Raw genomic sequence first — 17,164 nt, 5'->3', positions numbered from 1 at the left:
GCGATGGGCCGCAGAGCGGCCCCAATCTTTGTCAGTTCTGTTCGGCGACGCTCGATTTGCCTTGGCGCGTCTCGATCTCACCAATCAAGCGCTTGGCCAGCGCCGGGTAGTTCTCGTCGAAGTGGTGCCCGCCAGGCAGCTTCAGGCGTTCACCCACAGCGGTCTTCTCAGTGCAACCGCTCTCATCGGTCTCTTCAACGCCATATACGCACACCACCTTGGACGCCGGCAGCCTGGCCATTTCCGGCCCGGTCGGTGCTTCCTGACCTTCCTTGCCCAACCAGCCCTCGACCTCGATCTCGAAGCTGCCACTGCGGGCAAACGCCAGCAGCATTACGGCATCGATACGCTGTTGGTCCTCTGCCGGCAGGCGGTTATAGATGGCTGGCAGCACATCGGCGCCGAATGAATAACCTGTCAGCACGAAGCGCTTGGTGCCCCACTTCTGCCGGTAATGCTGCATCAGCTCGGACAGATCGGCGGCGCTTTGCTCCGGGGTCTTGTGCTGCCAGTAGTAGCGCAGCGTGTCGATGCCTACCACCGGGTAGCCCAGTTTGGCCATTTCCCCGGCCACATCACGGTCCAGGTCGCGCCAGCCACCATCACCGGAGAGGAACAGGGTGACCGTGTCGGTGGTCTGCCCGGCCGGTACCTCGACCACCGGAATAGCCAGGGCGTTGCCGTCACGGCCAACCAGGGCCTGGGTCAGCTGGGCCTTGAGCACTTGTGGCAGGTGAATGTCGTAGTCGCTGATGCTGGTTTCGGCGTTCGCCTGGTCACGTACGAAAGCGGCGCTGGCGTCATCCGGGTTGTCGTTCCAGGCGACGTTCCAGTGGCCATGAGGTGCCGCCTTGGGCAGTGGGGCCTGACAGCCGGGTTGCTCCAGGCTGAAGTCCACTGAAATGGCCCGCGCTTTGTCATCGCTCTGGCTGGCCAGCCAACGCCAGGCCTGGGCGGCACCAGGGCCAATACCGGCGACCAGCGTCGGCTTTTCCGACAGTTCTGCCAGGGCCTGGTCCATGGCCTGTTGCTGTTTGCTACAGTCGTTCGGCGGCAGCACCACCTGCACCAGCTGGGCTTCGCCGGCCTGGCTCAGGTCCAGCAGTTGCTTGTCGGTCAATGCCTGGTCCTGTGGCACACCAATGGCTACCCGGGCCTTCGGATGTACGCCAGGGGTCACCCGGGTGATGTGGGTGTCATTGATGCTCAGTTGCTCCAGGCGCGCCTCGGGGGCCGGGCGCGTCCACAGCCAGAACGCCAGCGCGCCACCCAGGGCGGCCAGCAGCAGGGGAACCAGCAGGTACAGCCAATAGCGTCGGGTCATCAACGTTTCACCAATCCAGTCAGGCCGCCTGCAATGAGGGCGGCGGTGTCGGCCAGTGCTACCAGCGGGTCGAGCCCGGCCGGCACGGCCATGTAGCGGGGTTCCCAGTCCGGTTGGAATTTGTCCTTGAAGCGGCGAAGCCCCTGGAAGTTGTACAACTGCTCGCCCCGGCGGAACACCATCGAACCCAGGCGCTGGGTCAAGGGCGCGCCACGCCGCGGTTGCAGGCCGGAAAGCGGCACCATGCCAAGGCTGAAGCGGGCGTAGTCATGGCTTTTGTAGTGCAGGATCAAGCCGATCATCATGAACTCCATGGTCAGCTTGGGGGCCTCGGGGTGCGCGCGCATCAGGTCGAGGCTTGCCAGTTCGTTGCCATGGGTTTCCAGCAGGTTGGCGAAGGCTACCGGGCGGCCCTGGAAGCGAATCAGCGCGATGCGGAAGTGTTGCAGGTAGTCCGGGCTGAAGCGTCCCAACGAAAAGCCTTTCTCACGCACGTTCTTGCCGCCGAGCCAGGCATCGGAAATTTCCTTCAGTTCTGCCAGCGGGGCGTGGCCGGGTTCATGGATTTCCAGGCTCAGGCCGTCGCGACCACCGCGATTCCAGGTGTAGCGCAGGTCTTTCATCTCCTTGCCCTTGGCTTCCAGGTCGAAGCGGCGCAGGTCGACACGGGCTTCTTCACCCAGCTTCAGCGCCGTCAGGCCAATATCCATGTAGAACGGCAGGTTTTCGGCACGAACCTGGTAGAACACCGGGCGAGCGTGGTGCAGGTCGCACAGGTCGCGGAACTGCCAGATCATCTCGGCGCGCTCTTGGGCCGGGCCAATGGGGTCGTACAGGGCCACCAGGCTGCGGCCACGCCGCGCGTACATGAGAAAAGCATTGTCACGCGGGTGGAACAGCAACGCTTTGTCGCCCGTCAGGGCCAGGCCGCCGTCGGGTTGGTCGGAAGCCAGCAAGATACGGTTGGCGCGCTGCAGTTCCGCTTCGTCGGGCAGGTGGATCACAGGAGGGGCGGTGCGCAGCAGCCAGGTCAACGCCACGGCAGCCAGCAGCAAGGCGCTGCCCATGGCGGCACGCAGGCCGCGTGGGGCATCGGCATCGAGGGTGAACTGCCACCACAGCTGATGGCTGTAGGGCACATCCTGGTAGGCGAACAGCAGCAGCCATACCGAAGCGCCGACTGCGCAGGCACTGGCCACCAGGAACACCGGCGAGAATGGCAACTCCAGCAGGCGGCTGGGGCGGTAGAACGAGCGACGGAACAGGGCCAGCAGGGTCGCGGTGAAGGTCAGCAGGCACGCTTCTTCCCAGTCAAACCCCTTGAGCAGCGACAGCAGGGCGCCCACCAACAACAGCACGGTAGTCAGCAACCAGGCGGCGGACAGGCGCCGACGCAGGCCCTGGGCCAGCAGCAGGCACAGCACGCCGATCAGGCTGGCGCCGAAGTGCGAGGCATCGATAAGCCGGTGCGGCACCAGGAAGCCCATATGTTCCAGGCGCGTGTCGATTTCGGGTGTGGCGCCCGAGAACAGCAGCACCACGCCGGACAGGAATACCAGAATCGACAGGATCGGTGCGGCCAGCCCGGAAGCTGCCTTGATGGCCTGCTGGGCGAACAGCAGGCGCCGTGCTTCGTTGGCCAGCAGCAGCACACAGGCCAGCAGCAATGGCAGTACCACGTAGATCAGCCGGTACAGCAGCAGGGCGGCTGCCAGCGGTGCAGCACCGAGCTGGTCGGCAAAGGCTGCCAGCAGGATCGCTTCGAACACCCCGACGCCACCCGGCACATGGCTGAGTACGCCAGCGGCCAACGCCAGCAGGTACACCAGCACGAATGCCCCGAAAGGTGGTGCTTCGGGCAGCAGCAGATACAGGACGGTGGCGGCGGCTGCCACATCCAGCGCGGTGATCAGCAGTTGCAGGGCGGCCAGCCGTGCGCCAGGCAGGCGTAGCGTGCGGCGGCCCACCTGCACCAGCAGGTTGTTCGCCAGCGGTTGCTCGGCCAGGCGCCGGCGGTACAAGCCGAACACCAGCAGGGCAGATGCCACCAGCACGGCGGTGGCGATGCCTGCCAGCAGGCCCGGCGCCAACCCCAATGCAGCCGAGGCTGCCGGCAGGTCGCTCAAGGTCGCCAAGGCTGCCAGGGGAGGCAGCGCGCAGCCCAGCGACAAGCTGGCAAACACGGTCATGCGAGCGACTTCGCCAGCCCCCAGCCCTTGGCGTGCATAGAGCCGGTAGCGCACCGATCCACCTGACAGCATCGACAGCCCGATGGCATTGCCGATGGCAAAGGCACTGAAGCCGCCCAGCACCAGGCTGCGCACTGGCAACTTCACCCCGGCATAGCGGCTGGCCGACCACTCGTAACCCAGCAGGATCACGAAGCCCGCCACCGTCGCCACAAACGCGCCCAGCAACGACTGGGTCGGCACACTGAGCATGGCGTCGTGCAAGGCATAGATATCCAGCTCGCTCAGCAGGTGGCGGCAGGCAATCAAAGCCATGGTGAACAGCACCAAGGTCACTGCCAGGCCGATGGGCTGGCGGTAGCGGCTCAGGCGTTCGAGCAAGGGCAGGCGTTGCACGGCACCAGGCAGCGCCGAGGCGAGCGGCACCGGAGGTTCGGGGTTATGGGAGGTCATGAGTTGCCCCGGGCATGCTGCGCGAGGTAGAGGGAAGGTGCGGCCAAGTGAAAGTCCCTTAGGAAAACGTATCCAATATTACTCCGGCTTCAGGCGCTTTCAGCGGCCTGGCAGGGTTAAAGATAGTTCATCCGGGGCACGATGCCTCAAGCCTGCGGGATGGCTGGAGGGGCGGGGAAAATGAAGCGATGAAATGCAGGGGCGTAGAAACAACAAACCCCGCGCTGCTGTTAAACAGGCGGGGTTTGTTCTGACGAATATGGTTGCGGGAGCCGGATTTGAACCGACGACCTTCGGGTTATGAGCCCGACGAGCTACCAGGCTGCTCCATCCCGCGTCAGAGGGGCGCATTCTACAGTCTGCCAATTGAATGTCAAGCATTCGGCTTCGGTTTGACGGGTTTTTATTCGCCGTGTTTTTCAGCGAGCAAAGAAAAAGGCCACTGTGTTAACAGTGGCCTTTTCTTGAATCTGGTTGCGGGAGCCGGATTTGAACCGACGACCTTCGGGTTATGAGCCCGACGAGCTACCAGGCTGCTCCATCCCGCGTCAGTGGGGCGAATTCTACAGTTTGTAATGTGTATGTCAAGCGCTACGCTTTGATTTTTCGAGCTTTTTTTGAAGTTGCCTTTCAGCAGGCAAAGAAAAAGGCCACTGTGTTAACAGTGGCCTTTTCTCGAATCTGGTTGCGGGAGCCGGATTTGAACCGACGACCTTCGGGTTATGAGCCCGACGAGCTACCAGGCTGCTCCATCCCGCGCCTGTGAGATCGAATTCTACGGATTTACTTCCTGCTGTCAAGCAAATATTCAGGAAAAACCTTTTTTGTTCAAACCCTTAGCACTCGTCGGCAAGATGCAGCTCAGGCGCGGCGCGGCTTTCAGGCCAATTGTCGAATGCTGGCGCGGGTAGCTGTTTCAGGGCAGGGTGCATGCGATACTATCTGTATGAATTTACAGTGCTGACAGCCATCCATGTCCTTGCGCAAGATCATCCACGTCGACTGCGATTGCTTTTACGCTGCAATCGAGATGCGTGACGACCCGCGTCTGGCCGGGCGCCCCATGGCGGTGGGAGGTTCACCCGACCACCGTGGGGTGATCGCCACCTGTAACTATGAGGCGCGTGCCTATGGTGTGCGCTCGGCCATGTCGTCGCGCCATGCACTTAAACTGTGCCCCGACTTGCTGATCGTCAAGCCGCGCTTCGAGGCTTACCGGGAGGCCTCGCGCGAAATCCATAGCATTTTCCGCGACTACACCGAGTTGATCGAGCCGTTGTCGCTGGACGAAGCCTATCTGGACGTGAGCGATAGCCAGTGGTACTCGGGCAGCGCCACGCGCATTGCCGAGGATATTCGCCGGCGGGTCGCCCGTACCTTGCATATCACCGTATCGGCGGGGGTGGCGCCGAACAAGTTCCTGGCCAAGATCGCCAGCGACTGGCGCAAGCCCAATGGCCTGTTCGTGATTACCCCGAGTGAAGTGGAGGCGTTCGTGGCTGCCTTGCCGGTGGCCAGGTTGCACGGGGTGGGCAAGGTGACGGCAGACAAACTGGCACGGCTGGGTATTGAAACCTGTCTGGAACTGCGCGAATGGTCGCGCCTGGCGCTGGTGCGCGAGTTTGGCAGTTTTGGCGAGCGCTTGTGGGGGCTTGCGCGGGGGATCGACGAACGTGCGGTGCATAACGACAGCCGTCGACAGTCGGTGAGTGTGGAAAACACCTACGACACCGACCTTCCAGACCTGACCAGCTGCCTGGCGCGGCTGCCCGAGCTGCTGGAAAGCCTGAATGAACGCATCGCCCGCATGGACAGCAGTTACCGGCCAGACAAACCCTTCGTCAAGGTGAAGTTCCACGACTTCAGCCAGACAACCATGGAGCAGGCCGGGGCGGGCAGGGACCTGGAAAGCTATCGACAGTTGCTGGGGCAGGCGTTCGCCCGTGGTGGCAAGCCGGTGCGCTTGCTGGGGGTGGGGGTGAGATTGCGCGATTTGCGCGGGGCGCATGAGCAGTTGGAACTGTTCCCGCCCAAATGAAAGGGGCCGCGAAGCGGCCCCTGTGTGTTATTGCGCGCCCGGATCAGCCACCAACCGGCCAGTGGCCTTGGTCAGCGACTGTAGAAACTCCTGCTGCAGCTCCGGATCGTTGCGGGTCAGCTCGATCAGGCTTTGTTCCATTTCGCTGGCTTCTTCTTCAAGGCCCAGCTCGGACAGGCGCTTGACCCGGTGGACCCATTGGCCGACATCGTCATCTTCTAGGTCATCGAAGATCAGCTCATGGGCTTCGAGCAGCTTGTTACGCAGGGTGGCGCTGACCAGCAGGCTGGCATCGCCACGCACCGCGTTGTCCTCGTCGAGTACCTGCAGGTGCAGGGTGCCGATGTGGTTGAGGTTCTGCTCCGAGAACGGGCTGTCGAGCAGGTTCAGGCGCAGTACGCCGTTCCTGTCGGTCGTCAGTTCGTGGGTCATCTTGCCAGCCTTGACCTCGACCAGGCGTTCGCTCCAGGGCACGCTGGTCGATTCCTCGCGTTTGCCTTTCTGCACCTCGCTGATCCCGGCCAGGTTCTGCTGGGCGCGGCCGTTGGACGGCACGTTCATGAACGGGTTGAGCCCGTCCACGCCGTAGCTGAGCCAGTCGTGAGTGATGCTTTCCGGCAGGTTGCCCAAGGCGAAGACGTTGACCACGTTGGCCCCGACGCCTGCCACCACGGCCACTGCACCCAGCGGGATCTCGTAGATCTCGCGCCAAGGCTGGTACGGCGTGTAGCGGTCGTAACGACGGGTAACTTCGAACTCGGTGACTTCGAAGCGCTTCTGCTCATGCACACGCACACGTCGTTGCGGAAGCTCCATCACCTTCGGCTCGCCGACATCGATCTGCAGGGTATGCTCGAGCAATTTGCGCTCGACGCGCTCCTCATGGTCGCTGCGCTGGGACATCTGGTTGGCGCAGCCGCTGACGAGCAGGGCGCCGCACAGTGCGGCGCCCCCCAGGGTAAAGGTACTTCGCTTGAACATGATCACTCGTGCATTGGTTATCAGCGGCGAACGCGGGCCTGCAGGAAGCTCAGCACTTCATTGAGCGGCAACGCCTGGGCGTCCTGCTCGGTGCGGTGCTTGTACTCAAGGCTGCCTTCGGCCAGGCCGCGATCGCTGACAACGATGCGGTGCGGGATGCCGATCAGCTCCATGTCGGCAAACTTGATGCCTGGGCTGGTTTTCTTGTCGCGGTCGTCCAGCAGCACTTCAAAGCCGGCGGCGGTCAGTTCGGCGTACAGCTTGTCGGTTGCCTCGCGGACCACGTCGGTTTCGTAGCGCAGCGGTACCAGGGCGATCTGGAACGGGGCCAGGGCGTCGTTCCAGATGATGCCTTTGTCGTCATAGCTCTGCTCGATGGCAGCGGCGACCACGCGGGACACGCCGATGCCGTAGCAGCCCATGGACAGGGTTACCGGCTTGCCGTTCTCACCCAGTACCTGGCACTTCAGCGCTTCGCTGTACTTGGTGCCCAGCTGGAAGATGTGGCCCACTTCGATGCCGCGCTTGATCACCAGGGTACCCTGGCCGTCCGGGCTTGGGTCGCCTTCGACCACATTGCGCAGGTCGGCCACCTGTGGGACTGGCAGGTCACGCTCCCAGTTCACGCCGAAGTAATGCTTGTCGTCGATGTTGGCGCCGATGCCGAAGTCGCTCATCAGGGCAACCGAACGGTCGATGATGCATTCCAGCGGCAGGTTCAGCGGGCCGAGCGAGCCGGCACCGGCGCCAATGGCGTCGCGCAGTTCGGCTTCGGTGGCCATGACCAGCGGGTCGGCAACCTGTTCCAGCTTGGTGGCCTTGATTTCGTTCAGCTCGTGGTCGCCACGAACGACCAGGGCAATCAGCTTGCCTTCTTCGGCGCCGCGCACGATCAGGGTCTTGACGGTTTTCTCGATGGCCAGGCCGAAGTTTTCCACCAGCTGGGCGATGGTTTTGGCGTTTGGCGTGTCGACAAGGCGCAGCTCCTCGGTAGGGGCAGGGCGCACGGTTTCACGCGGGATGGCCTCGGCCTTCTCGATGTTGGCGGCGTAGTCGGAGCTGTCGCTGAAGATCACGTCGTCTTCGCCGGACTCGGCCAGTACGTGGAATTCGTGCGAATAGCTGCCACCGATCGAGCCGGTGTCGGCCTGCACTGGGCGGAAGTCCAGGCCCAGGCGGGTGAACACGTTGCTGTACGCCTGGTGCATGCGGTCGTAGGTTTCCTGTAGGGAAGCCTGGTCGGCATGGAACGAGTAGGCGTCCTTCATGATGAACTCGCGGCCACGCATCAGGCCGAAGCGCGGGCGGATCTCGTCACGGAACTTGGTCTGGATCTGGTACATGTTGAGCGGCAGCTGTTTATAGCTGGACAGCTCGTTACGGGCCAGGTCGGTGATGACTTCTTCGTGGGTCGGGCCAACGCAGAAATCACGCTGGTGGCGATCCTTCAGGCGCAGCAGCTCTGGGCCGTACTGTTCCCAGCGGCCGGACTCCTGCCACAGCTCGGCGGGCTGAATGCTTGGCATCAGCACTTCCAGGGCGCCGGCGGCGTTCATTTCCTCGCGTACCACGGCCTCGACCTTGCGCATTACCCGCAGGCCCATCGGCAGCCAGGTGTACAGGCCGGAGGCCAGTTTGCGGATCATGCCGGCACGCAGCATGAGCTGATGGCTGATGACCACTGCGTCGGCAGGGGTTTCTTTCTGGGTGGCGAGCAAATATTGACTGGTGCGCATGGTTAGCCGTGTCGATTGCCTAAGACGTTGAAATAGCCCCGCATTGTACGGGGGTGAAACGAAGGCGTACAGGATGCCCCAGGGCGTGACGCTTGTCAGCCAAGAAAAAGCCCGGCGTGATCGCCGGGCTTTTTCAGGTGCGGGGCACTGCAAGCCAGGCTTACAGGATGCTCAGCGGGTACTCCACGATCAGGCGCAGTTCGTCGATCGAGCTCGAACCGTAGTAAACGCCGTCGGCGGAACGGTAGGTGGCCTGACGTACGCGGAAACTCAGGTCTTTGGCCGGGCCGCTTTGCAGCACGTACTTGACGTCTACGTCGCGTTCCCATTCCTTACCGTTGTTGGTGCTTTCGGTAGTGGCACCGGAACCGCGCACATAGCGGGTCATGAAGGTCAGACCAGGTACGCCGTATTCGGCGAAGTTCAGGTCGTAGCGAGCCTGCCAGGACTTCTCGTCTTCGGCGTTGAAGTCGGAGCGGGCAACGGAGTTGGCCAGGAAGATGGTGCCGCCACCGTCGACGCCGTAGGCGTAGTCACCGTCGCCGCTGACTTTCTGGTAAGCCAGGGTGAAGGTGTGGGCGCCAATGTTGTAGGCGGCCGAGAGGCTGGCTGCGATGTTGTCCAGTTCGTTGCTGCCGTCAGCCTTGCTGACGAAGGCGCCGGTCAGGTTGTCGCCGATGGACTTGGTGTCATAGATGTTGAAGTCGAACACCAGGCCTTGCTTGTCGCTGATCGGCAGCGCCCAGTTGATGTTGCCGTACCACTTACGGAAGTGATCTTCGACGCGCGAGTAGTAGACGCTGGTGCTGAGGTTTTCGTTGATGGCGTAGGTGCCACCGAAGACGTTGGCCTCGGTCAGGCGCAGGCTGTCGTGGTAAGTCTGGGCCTGCGCGTTCAGGGCAGTGAAGTGACCGGCGTGCAGGGTCAGGCCATCGATTTCGTTGCTGGTGATCAGGCCGCCTTCAGCAACTTCTGGCAGCAGTCGGCTGTCGTCGGTGGCGAATACCGGCAGGGCGGTGAACTGGTCACCGAACTTCAGCACGGTATTGGAGACGCGCAGTTTTACTGCGCCGCCGCCTTCGGAGTAATCATCTTGCGAACGGCCGTCGGAACCGGTCGGGAACAGGCCGGTGCCGGCGCGGCCTTTGCCGCTGTCCAGTTTCAGGCCCAGCATGCCGATGGCGTCAACGCCGAAGCCCACGGTGCCTTGGGTGAAGCCCGACTCGAAGGTACTCAGGAAGCCCAGGCCGGTTTCTTCGACGCGGCTCTTGCCGCTGTCGTTGTTACGGAAGTCACGGCTGAAGTACAGCATGCGGGTTTTTACGTTCAGCTTGCTGTCTTCGAGGAAACCTTTGGACTCGTCTTGTGCCGAGGCCATTGCCAACTGCGAGGTCCCTGCCGCAACGGCCAGGGCGATCATGCTCCACTTCATCACGCGCATCGTGATTTGCTCCTTTGGTTTTTAGGAAGAGTACCGCTGCATCCATGTGTTTTAGTTATATGGAGCAGCTCTTTCTTGTTATGTCGGCGAAAATGTATAGCACGCTGACTGTTGTTGGCGATATGGCTATAAGCACTCTTTTCGGAACTTTTTCACCCTGTCGCTTTTAGGTATTTCCATGTCGCAAATCACGCCCCGGTTTAAGGGCCGTACAACGCCAGCGCTGTTCCTGTCACCGTAACAAACCTGTAACTACCGGTTCCGGTTAGGGGAACTCCCTGGTAACCAATGCCGCTGTTGTTATTTGTCGCGTTCACCTGCCATTGCAGATGTCGTGCCGACTTGGCGTGAAGGGAATGCAACAAGCGTGCTCAAAATTCGCAACACTTCATGAAATTTTCACAAAACCTGCTACCGAGGGTCGGAAAGTCCCGTAAACACGGGGTGAAGCCGGGTCGCGCACAGGTTGGAGTCGAGAATCATTAAAATTTAAAAAGCTGCCATTAAAGTCAATGTGTTACCGCAACTTGTTCATCCAGAGTCGTTTGTGGGGTGACAGGTGTGGAGAGCGTGGACAGAAGGCCTCATTTTGGTGCGAAAAGTAGCGCTGTGTTACCGGGAGTGTGCAAGGTATCCTTGCAGGCCTGATTTCCGCTTGAAGCGGGTTGGTTTTGCCTGAAGGAGATATGCCGTGTTCGTCCTCGATTCGCGTTTGCAGCAGGATTCCCTGGTGCTGGGGGAGTTTGCACTGTGCCAGTTGCTGCTGAGCAAGGATGCCAACTACCCATGGTTCATCCTGGTGCCCAAGCGCGCCGGTGTCAGCGAACTGTTCGAGCTTGATGCGGCGGAGCAGCAACAGTTGTGGCAGGAAACAACCCTGTTGGCTGAGGCGCTGAAAGCCAGCTACAGCGCCGACAAGATGAACGTGGCCACCTTGGGCAACGTGGTCAGCCAGTTGCATATGCACGTGATCGTGCGCCAGCGTGACGACGCCGCCTGGCCGGCACCGGTGTGGGGCAAGTGTCCGGCGGTGGCCTACAGCGACGATCAGTTGAATGCCATTCGCCAGCGCCTGCGTGGGCTGCAACTTGCTGGTTACCAGGAGGCCTGAGATGTCGCTGGAGTTACGTATTGTCGAACTGGAAACCCGCCAGGCGTTCCAGGATGACACTATCCAGGCGTTGAATGACGTGGTGGTCGAGCAGGCGCGGGTGATCGAGCGGCTGCAGTCGCAGATGGCCGAGCTGATCAAGCGTTATGAAGAGATGGTCGGCCAGTACGGCAGCGAAGGGGAGGAGGCGCCACCGCCTCATTATTGATGCGTCGCAGAGGCATATTCACCGGCATGTCGGTAAATATGCCTCTGGATGAAGCGGCAATCAGCGGCGGGTGACCGCAACCACATCTTCGGCCTGCAGGCCTTTGTCGCGGTGCATTACCGAAAACTCAACGCGCTGGCCTTCGACCAGAATGCGATGGCCTTCGCCGCGAATGGCGCGAAAGTGCACGAAGATGTCATCACCCGAATCGCGGGAAATGAAGCCAAAGCCTTTCGACGTGTTGAACCACTTGACGGTGCCGGTATCGCGGTTGCCGGCATCCTGAACGGCATGCTGGCTGTTGCGTGCCCTGCGCGGGCTGCGGGCAAAGCCCACGGCCAGGTGCAGGGCCACTGCCAGTGCCGCGCAGACCAGTGCCGCGAGGTTGCCCATTTCCGGGCGGGCCAGCAATGTCAGGGTTTGCAGCACCACCGCCACCACCAGCAGGGCGCAGGCAAGGTGCTGCAACTGCTGCCGCGCGCCGCGGTAATACAGGGGCACGACCGGGGCCAGAACCAGGTTGAGCAGGCCGAGGAGTGTCAGGTAGACCGCGTCAGGTTGTTGCAGGAAGGGTGTCGCGTCGGTTTTCAGGCTGGGTATGAGCGATAGCAGCAAGGCTGCCACGCCCGTCACCAGATGGACGATCTTGAACATGGGGTTGGCTCACAGTTGATAAGGCCGATCACAGGAAGAGCGGGCAGCACGGTGCGCATGAGGTGTAGAGCGCGAACACGTGGCAGGCCAGCCTATGCACCCGGCAATGACAGTCCGCACGGGTGGCACGGTGCCTATTTAACAGTAAAGCCGCAGGCTACTCAAACCGCAGGCCGCCCGGCGGGCAATGTGTTGCGCCATGTCACATGCGGCAGGGGGGAAGTGTTGCTACAGTGGTCCACGTCCGCTTGAGTCTCAAGCCTTATGGAAAGGGGAGCTTCATGGCAATCGATATCGGTATCAGCGAAGAAGATCGCAAGTCCATCGTCGATGGGCTGTCCCGCCTGTTGTCGGATACTTACGTGCTGTATCTGAAAACCCATAACTTTCACTGGAACGTCACCGGCCCGTCGTTCCGTACCCTGCACCTGATGTTCGAAGAGCAGTACAACGAGCTGGCGCTGGCGGTTGACTCCATCGCCGAGCGTATCCGGGCCTTGGGCTTCCCGGCGCCGGGGTCGTATGCATTCTATGCGCGGCACTCGTCTATCAAGGAGGAGGAAGGTGTACCCCCGGCGGACGAGATGATCCGCCAGCTGGTGCAGGGGCAGGAGGCCGTGGTGCGCACGGCGCGCAGCATTTTCCCGGTGGTGGACAAGGTCAGTGACGAACCTACCGCCGACTTGCTGACCCAGCGCATGCAGGTGCACGAAAAAACCGCGTGGATGCTGCGGGTGCTGCTCGACGGCAAATAGAAGTTGCTCAAGACTCACGCATGACTCTGTGGGAGCGGCTTCAGCCGCGAAGCCGGCACCGCGGTGCTTGGCACCGGCTTTGCCGGTGTTCGCGGCTAAAGCCGCTCCCGCAGTGGTCGCGTCAGCTTCAGATTTTGTGCAGGAAGATTTTGCCGCTGCTCTAAGCCCGGCTATCAGCGCTTCATACGCCACCTGGTACTTGTGACGAGGAAGTGTGGCGCATGATGCAAGTGAGCAAGCGTATGGCTGGGCAGGGGAGCTGGCCGGCAAAGCAGTGCATTGATCCGTTCAAGGCGGATTTCGACATGTTGCAGATCCAGCCGGTGTCGCGTTCGGTGCGGTTGAACGGGTTTTCCACCTGCTTGCGTCTGGAGGCCGTCTACTGGGGCATCCTGGAGCGTATCGCCGCTGCTAACCGCTGCTCGGTCAGTGCGGTGTTGTCCTACGTGGACCGCGAAGTGCACTTGCGCCAGGGTGGGGTGCGTAACTTCAGTGGGCTGATCCGGGTCATCTGCGTCGCCTGGCTGCAAAACCCGCCAAGTGTGCGCTGATCGCCGGGCGGGCTGCGCAGTGCCTGTTAACCATATATAATCCCGCTTTTTGCTGCCCCGGCAGCCAGCGTTGTGGTTGACGAGAGACACCCATGCCCCTTTATGACTATCAATGTGCATCCTGCGAGCACCGCATGGAAGTGCTGCAGAAGATCAGCGCCGCGCCGCTGACCGATTGCCCGGCCTGTCAGGCCCCGGCGCTGAAAAAGCTGCTGTCGGTGCCAGGCTTTCGCCTGAGCGGTAATGGTTGGTACGAAACCGACTTCAAGACCGGGGCAAAAAAGAATCTGGCAGGCGGCGACAAGGCCGACTGAGTTGAATGCTGTGACCGGGTCTTGCAGTATTAGCCCTCCGGGCGGCCAAGGCCTCCACCGAATACACGAATCACGAGAAGCGAAACCACCATCATGATGCGCAGCCATTATTGCGGCCAACTGAACGAGAGCCTGGACGGCCAGGAAGTCACCCTTTGCGGCTGGGTCCATCGTCGCCGCGACCACGGCGGGGTGATCTTCCTCGACATCCGTGACCGCGAAGGCATGGCCCAGGTCGTGTTCGACCCGGATCGCGCCGAAACCTTCGCCGCCGCCGACCGCGTGCGCAGCGAATACGTCGTGCAGATCACCGGCAAGGTGCGCAAGCGCCCAGACGGTGCGGTGAACGCCAACATGGCCTCCGGCGCCATCGAGATCCTCGGCTACCAGCTGAACGTGCTCAATGAAGCGGAAACCCCGCCGTTCCCGCTGAACGAGTACTCCGACGTTGGCGAGGAAACCCGCCTGCGCTACCGCTTCATCGACCTGCGTCGCCCGGAAATGGCCGACAAGCTGCGCCTGCGTTCGCGCATCACCAGCAGCATCCGCCGCTTCCTCGACGAAAACGGCTTCCTCGACGTCGAAACCCCGATCCTCACCCGTGCCACGCCAGAAGGTGCGCGTGACTACCTGGTGCCAAGCCGTACCCACGCCGGTAGCTTCTTCGCCCTGCCGCAGTCGCCCCAGCTGTTCAAGCAGCTGCTGATGGTGGCCGGCTTCGATCGCTACTATCAGATCGCCAAGTGCTTCCGTGACGAAGACCTGCGTGCCGACCGTCAGCCGGAATTCACCCAGATCGACATCGAGACCAGCTTCCTCGATGAAAGCGAGATCATGGGCCTGACCGAAAGCATGATCCGCAAGCTGTTCAAGGAAGTGCTGGACCTGGAGTTCGGCGAATTCCCGCACATGACCTTCGAAGAAGCCATGCGCCGCTACGGTTCCGACAAGCCAGACCTGCGTAACCCGCTGGAACTGGTCGACGTTGCCGACCAGCTGAAAGACGTCGACTTCAAGGTGTTCGCCGGCCCGGCCAACGATCCGAAGTGCCGTGTGACCGCCCTGCGCCTGCCAGGCGGTGCCAGCATGCCGCGCAGCAAGATCGACGAGTACACCAAGTTCGTTGGCATCTACGGTGCCAAGGGCCTGGCCTACATCAAGGTCAACGAGCGCGCCAAGGGCGTCGAAGGCCTGCAGTCGCCGATCGTCAAGAACATCCCTGAGGCCAACCTCAACACCATCCTCGACCGCGTCGGTGCTGTAGACGGCGACATCGTGTTCTTCGGTGCCGACAAGTTCAAGGTGGTCAGCGAAGCCCTGGGCGCGCTGCGTATCCGCCTGGGTCACGACTTCGAGCTGCTGACCTGCGAGTGGGCGCCGATGTGGGTCGTCGACTTCCCGATGTTCGAAGAAAACGAAGACGGCAGCTTCACCGCACTGCACCACCCGTTCACCGCGCCGAAGTGCACCCCGGAAGAGCTCGAGGCCAACCCAGCCACAGCCCTGTCGCGTGCCTACGATATGGTTCTGAACGGTACCGAGCTGGGTGGCGGTTCGATCCGTATTCACCGCAAAGAGATGCAACAGGCGGTATTCCGCCTGCTGGGTATCGAGGCAGAAGAACAGGAAGAGAAGTTCGGCTTCCTGCTCGACGCCCTGAAGTTCGGCGCACCGCCTCACGGTGGCCTGGCCTTCGGCCTGGACCGTCTGGTCATGCTGATGACCGGCGCCCAGTCGATCCGTGAAGTGATCGCCTTCCCGAAAACCCAGAGCGCTGCGTGCGTCATGACCCAGGCCCCTGGCATGGTCGACGCCAAGGCCCTGCGCGAGCTGCACATCCGACTGCGCGAACAGACCAAGGTCGAGTAAGCAGTCCCGGGCGCATCCACATGGATGCGCCTTTGCGTTTCGGCGCAGGTATTTTTCCGTCCCGCCCCGTATAGGGGCGGGGCTGTTTGTGAAACAAAGGATTCGGAGTCGTTATGGCTGGTCATTCCAAGTGGGCGAACATCAAGCACCGCAAAGAGCGCCAGGATGCCAAGAGAGGCAAGATCTTCACCAAGTGGATCCGTGAGCTGACAGTCGCTGCCAAGCAAGGTGGTGCTGACCCGGCATCCAACCCGCGCCTGCGTCTGGCGCTGGACAAGGCGCTGGGCGCCAACATGAGCCGCGACATCATCGATCGCGCCGTGGCTCGGGGTGCTGGCACCAACGAAAGCGACAACGTCGAAGAGCTCAGCTACGAAGGTTATGGTCCGGGTGGCGTGGCGATCATGGTGGAAGCCATGACCGACAACCGCAACCGTACTGCCGCCGCCGTGCGTCATGCCTTCACCAAGTGTGGTGGCAACCTGGGTACCGACGGTTCGGTGGCCTACCTGTTCGAGCGCAAAGGCCAGATCAGCTTTGCGCCGGGCGTGGACGAAGACGCGTTGATGGAAGCAGCGATGGAGGCTGATGCCGACGACGTTGTGGCCAACGACGACGGCTCGTTCGACGTGTTCACTTCGTTCAACAGCTTCTATGCCGTGCGTAATGCGCTGGAAGAGGCGGGCTTCAAGGCCGCTGATGCTGAAATCGTCATGCAGCCGACCACCAGCGCCGAACTCGACCAGGAAGGTGCTGAGAAGGTGCTCAAGCTGATCGACATGCTCGAAGACCTGGATGACGTGCAGAACGTCTACTCCAATGCCCAGATTTCCGATGAGATCATGGAAAACCTTGGCTAAGGTTCTTTCGTTGGCCTTGAGGGCCTATTCGCGGGCAAGCCCGCTCCCACAGGGGCCGTGCGGTCTTTGTGGGAGCGGGCTTGCCCGCGAAAGGGCCGGTACATTTTGAACAAACAGGCACTATGACTCTGATTCTTGGTATCGACCCCGGCTCGCGCATCACCGGCTATGGCGTGGTACGCCAGACCGCCCGTGGTTGCGAGTACGTGGCGTCGGGCTGTATCCGCACCGGCAGCGGCGAGCTGCACGAGCGGCTGCAGATCGTTTTTCGTGGTGTCAGTGAAATCATCGCCCAGCATGGCCCGGTGACCATGGGCATCGAGCGGGTGTTCATGGCCCGTAACGCCGACTCGGCGCTAAAGCTCGGCCAGGCCCGCGGCGCGGCCATCGTCGCGGCCGCCGAAGCCGGCCTGGAAATCGCCGAATACAGCGCCACCCAGGTCAAACAGGCCGTGGCCGGCACGGGCGGGGCCAACAAGGAGCAGGTGATGATGATGGTCATGCACCTGCTGAAATTGACGCAAAAGCCGCAGATCGACGCTTCCGACGCGCTGGCCATCGCTTTGTGCCATGCCCATACCCGTTCGAGCCTGGTGCCGCACGGCCTGAGCACGGCACGGCGACGCGGCGGGCGCTTGCGTCTGTAGGCGCTTCATGCGCTGATACACATTTTGTTCGGG

At 61.7% G+C, this 17,164-nt stretch carries 15 protein-coding genes and 3 tRNA genes; 9 read left to right on the top strand and 9 right to left on the bottom strand.

The window, feature by feature from the left end; genetic code table 11:
• Nucleotides 1–31: 31 nt before the first annotated feature.
• The 5 genes from QQ992_RS21585 to QQ992_RS21565 all read right to left on the bottom strand — a co-directional run bounded on the left by QQ992_RS21585 (nt 32) and on the right by QQ992_RS21565 (nt 4,725).
• Nucleotides 32–1,324, bottom strand: coding sequence for a virulence factor family protein (locus tag QQ992_RS21585; RefSeq protein WP_105945497.1), 1,293 nt, complete (start codon nt 1,322–1,324; stop codon nt 32–34).
• The gene (gene mprF / locus QQ992_RS21580; protein WP_286110951.1) at nt 1,324–3,966 is read right to left on the bottom strand and encodes a bifunctional lysylphosphatidylglycerol flippase/synthetase MprF; all 2,643 of its coding nucleotides are present in this window, start codon (nt 3,964–3,966) and stop codon (nt 1,324–1,326) included. Before mprF ends, QQ992_RS21585 begins: the two co-directional genes overlap by 1 nt.
• A 260-nt stretch (nt 3,967–4,226) precedes the next feature.
• Nucleotides 4,227–4,303, bottom strand: a tRNA-Met gene (locus tag QQ992_RS21575).
• 134 nt (nt 4,304–4,437) lie between these two features.
• Nucleotides 4,438–4,514, bottom strand: a tRNA-Met gene (locus QQ992_RS21570).
• Between the two features lie 134 nt (nt 4,515–4,648).
• A tRNA-Met gene (locus QQ992_RS21565) sits at nt 4,649–4,725 on the bottom strand.
• 220 nt (nt 4,726–4,945) lie between these two features.
• On the opposite strand from QQ992_RS21565, the gene dinB reads away from it, so the two are divergent.
• Complete coding sequence (gene dinB, locus QQ992_RS21560) at nt 4,946–6,004, top strand: DNA polymerase IV (protein ID WP_286113983.1); 1,059 nt, start codon at nt 4,946–4,948, stop codon at nt 6,002–6,004.
• 27 nt (nt 6,005–6,031) lie between these two features.
• Here the strand turns inward: dinB and QQ992_RS21555 are convergent, their stop codons facing one another.
• The 3 genes from QQ992_RS21555 to QQ992_RS21545 form a co-directional block, all read right to left on the bottom strand.
• Nucleotides 6,032–6,985, bottom strand: coding sequence for a hypothetical protein (locus QQ992_RS21555; RefSeq protein WP_105945495.1), 954 nt, complete (start codon nt 6,983–6,985; stop codon nt 6,032–6,034).
• A 20-nt stretch (nt 6,986–7,005) separates the two neighbouring features.
• Entirely contained in the window at nt 7,006–8,721 is a 1,716-nt protein-coding gene (locus tag QQ992_RS21550; RefSeq protein WP_286110950.1) for a proline--tRNA ligase, read from the bottom strand.
• A gap of 160 nt (nt 8,722–8,881) precedes the next feature.
• A complete protein-coding gene (locus tag QQ992_RS21545) occupies nt 8,882–10,162 on the bottom strand; it encodes an OprD family porin (RefSeq protein ID WP_286110949.1) in 1,281 nt (426 codons plus the stop codon).
• A 691-nt stretch (nt 10,163–10,853) separates the two neighbouring features.
• On the opposite strand from QQ992_RS21545, the gene QQ992_RS21540 reads away from it, so the two are divergent.
• Both QQ992_RS21540 and QQ992_RS21535 read left to right on the top strand, forming a co-directional pair.
• Nucleotides 10,854–11,273, top strand: coding sequence for an HIT family protein (locus tag QQ992_RS21540; RefSeq protein WP_286110948.1), 420 nt, complete (start codon nt 10,854–10,856; stop codon nt 11,271–11,273).
• Nucleotide 11,274: 1 nt separating this feature from the next.
• Nucleotides 11,275–11,481, top strand: coding sequence for a SlyX family protein (locus QQ992_RS21535; protein WP_016712002.1), 207 nt, complete (start codon nt 11,275–11,277; stop codon nt 11,479–11,481).
• Nucleotides 11,482–11,541: 60 nt separating this feature from the next.
• On the opposite strand, the gene QQ992_RS21530 is transcribed toward QQ992_RS21535, so the two are convergent.
• Complete coding sequence (locus QQ992_RS21530; RefSeq protein WP_286110947.1) at nt 11,542–12,135, bottom strand: cold-shock protein; 594 nt, start codon at nt 12,133–12,135, stop codon at nt 11,542–11,544.
• 281 nt (nt 12,136–12,416) lie between these two features.
• Here QQ992_RS21530 and QQ992_RS21525 point away from each other — a divergent pair, with 281 nt between their 5' ends.
• From QQ992_RS21525 to ruvC, 6 genes are all read left to right on the top strand, one after another.
• Complete coding sequence (locus QQ992_RS21525; protein ID WP_003254783.1) at nt 12,417–12,890, top strand: Dps family protein; 474 nt, start codon at nt 12,417–12,419, stop codon at nt 12,888–12,890.
• 221 nt (nt 12,891–13,111) lie between these two features.
• Entirely contained in the window at nt 13,112–13,441 is a 330-nt protein-coding gene (locus QQ992_RS21520; RefSeq protein ID WP_119369040.1) for a ribbon-helix-helix domain-containing protein, read from the top strand.
• 92 nt (nt 13,442–13,533) lie between these two features.
• Nucleotides 13,534–13,755 (top strand): FmdB family zinc ribbon protein, encoded by a 222-nt coding sequence (locus QQ992_RS21515; protein ID WP_003254776.1) that lies wholly within the window; start codon nt 13,534–13,536, stop codon nt 13,753–13,755.
• A gap of 93 nt (nt 13,756–13,848) precedes the next feature.
• Entirely contained in the window at nt 13,849–15,624 is a 1,776-nt protein-coding gene (aspS, locus tag QQ992_RS21510) for an aspartate--tRNA ligase (protein ID WP_019098464.1), read from the top strand.
• Nucleotides 15,625–15,737: 113 nt separating this feature from the next.
• Nucleotides 15,738–16,484 carry a YebC/PmpR family DNA-binding transcriptional regulator gene (locus QQ992_RS21505; RefSeq protein ID WP_016711997.1) on the top strand — a complete coding sequence of 249 codons (747 nt, stop codon included), beginning with the start codon at nt 15,738–15,740 and terminating at the stop codon, nt 16,482–16,484.
• Between the two features lie 122 nt (nt 16,485–16,606).
• Nucleotides 16,607–17,131: a crossover junction endodeoxyribonuclease RuvC gene (gene ruvC, locus QQ992_RS21500; protein ID WP_003254769.1), complete on the top strand. Its 525-nt coding sequence runs from the start codon at nt 16,607–16,609 to the stop codon at nt 17,129–17,131.
• The last annotated feature ends 33 nt before the right edge of the window (nt 17,132–17,164 follow it).

Origin of the sequence: Pseudomonas kurunegalensis, from assembly GCF_030291635.1 — a bacterium.
Classification (GTDB): domain Bacteria; phylum Pseudomonadota; class Gammaproteobacteria; order Pseudomonadales; family Pseudomonadaceae; genus Aquipseudomonas; species Aquipseudomonas monteilii.
This window is presented reverse-complemented; position numbering and strand designations above follow the sequence as displayed.